Here is a 1,629-nt window from a genome sequence, read left to right as displayed (position 1 = left end):
GGAGGCGAGCGCGATCGTCTCGGTGGCGGCGCGCAGCGTGAACTCCTTGCGCGGCCCGGCCACGTCTGCGGGGGTGCGCAGGCTGTCCACGCCGACCGCGTCGGCGGCGCCGGCGGCGGAGGCGGGGCCCGCGGAGGCGACGGGGCCGGGGGCGGCGATCCCGTGGGTGCTGGCGTGCCCGCCGCCCGGCTGCGCCCCGGCGAAGTCGGGCGGCACCATACTCGTCATCCAGGAGAACGCGACGCCCGCCACGAGCACGAGGGCGCCGAGCCCTGCGAAGCCGATCAGCATGCGGCGGCCGGCCCGGGCGAACACGGCGTAGCCGACGCCGGTGCCCAGCAGCACCAGCGCAGCGAGCACGGCCGCGGCGCCGAGGTCCAGCGGGTAGCCGATGAGCGTGCTCGCGAGCAGCCCGGCGGCACAGGCGAGGGCGGCGCCGAGGAGCGCGGTCGGGGCGCGGGCCGGCAGGCGTGGGACGCTCGGGGCGGCGCCTTCCCGGTCGCCGCCCGCTGCGGCATCCGGTGCCGGGGCCGCCCGGCGCGCGGCCTGCAGCAGCGCGGGTACGGCGAGTGCGAGTGCCGCGGCCGTGGCGAGGCCCTGCAACGGGAGGGAGAACGCGAGCTTCTCCTGCACGAACCACCAGCCGCTGCCGGAGAGGGCGAGAACGAGCAGGACGCGTGCCAGCAGTGCGAGGGTGGCGAGGCCGGAGAAGAGGAGCGCCGGCCGTGCCCGTCTGGGGGTGACGGGTCCGGCGGCGAAACTCAGGGCGGCAAGCCACGACCCCGCGCCGACGATGGTCAGCGCGAGGTCGAGGACGAGCAGGGCAACGGTGCTCATCGGAGGTCACCGGGCATTCGGGGTGTCACGGCTTCCGGGTGTTGTGAGGTGAGCAACGGTGCCGGGCCCGCTAGAGCCGGGCCGAGAGGTTCTCGGCCGCGGGGTTCTCGGGTGCGAGCTGCTGGGATCCGCGGGATCCGGCCAGCTTCCAGCCGGCGCGGGCGAGATACAGGCTGAGCAGCACGATGGCGAGGCCGTTGACGGCGTGGAGCGAGACGAACAGGGTGGCGGCTAGCGGCGGGCTCGCGTGGGAGTCGGGTCCGACACCGAAGATCACCCCGGTCAGGATGAAGATGACGGTCTGCAGCAGGATCAAGACAAGGGGAAGGGCGCTCAGCCAGACCATCCGCTTGCCGAGCCGGGCGATGGCGGCGCAGATCAGCGTCAGCAGGGCGAGGATCGGCAGCACCATGCGGCCGTTCGTGCCGTGGATGGCGAAGAGTTCATCGTCGGGATTGCTGAAGACTCCGACAGCCGCGAAATACAGCTGCAGCATGACGGATGCCGTCAGCAGTGTGGCCACGACGGCGTAAAGCTTGCGCATGGGGAATGTGTCCTTTCGTGCCGCCCGGGTGGCGACCCATACGAGCGTGCGCCCGAGCGCGGCCCCCGGCATCCGTGGCATCCCCGAACCGCCACTGGACCCTGCCCCGATCGTGCCACCGGGGTGCGCGCCGGATGCCGTCGGCTTCGGCACGCCGCTCTCACGCCGGAGCCCGGCGGAGCGCATGCCCCCGGGAACAGCGCGGGCCGGGCCCGGTCTGCGGCGGGCCGTCAGCGCGCGGCGATGCC

2 protein-coding genes are annotated in these 1,629 nt (G+C 74.1%); both read right to left on the bottom strand.

All coding sequences use genetic code 11. The features are described from left to right. The coding region (locus tag GY24_RS17230; protein WP_202972977.1) for a hypothetical protein at window positions 1-837 on the bottom strand (837 nt) is incomplete at its 3' end. A gap of 70 nt (window positions 838-907) precedes the next feature. Next, the gene (locus tag GY24_RS17225; RefSeq protein WP_104477857.1) at window positions 908-1,381 is read right to left on the bottom strand and encodes a DUF6220 domain-containing protein; all 474 of its coding nucleotides are present in this window, start codon (window positions 1,379-1,381) and stop codon (window positions 908-910) included. Between the last annotated feature and the right edge of the window lie 248 nt (window positions 1,382-1,629).

Origin of the sequence: Microterricola pindariensis, assembly GCF_002936985.1 — a bacterium.
In the GTDB taxonomy this organism is placed as follows: domain Bacteria; phylum Actinomycetota; class Actinomycetes; order Actinomycetales; family Microbacteriaceae; genus Microterricola; species Microterricola pindariensis.
Note: the sequence above shows the minus strand (reverse complement) of the source record. Positions and strands in the feature narration are given on the sequence as shown.

What these genes read in the sequence shown, in the direction of transcription:
- GY24_RS17225 (WP_104477857.1), bottom strand. Translation starts at nt 1,381, where the DNA reads ATGCGCAAGCTTTACGCCGTCGTGGCCACACTGCTGACGGCATCCGTC.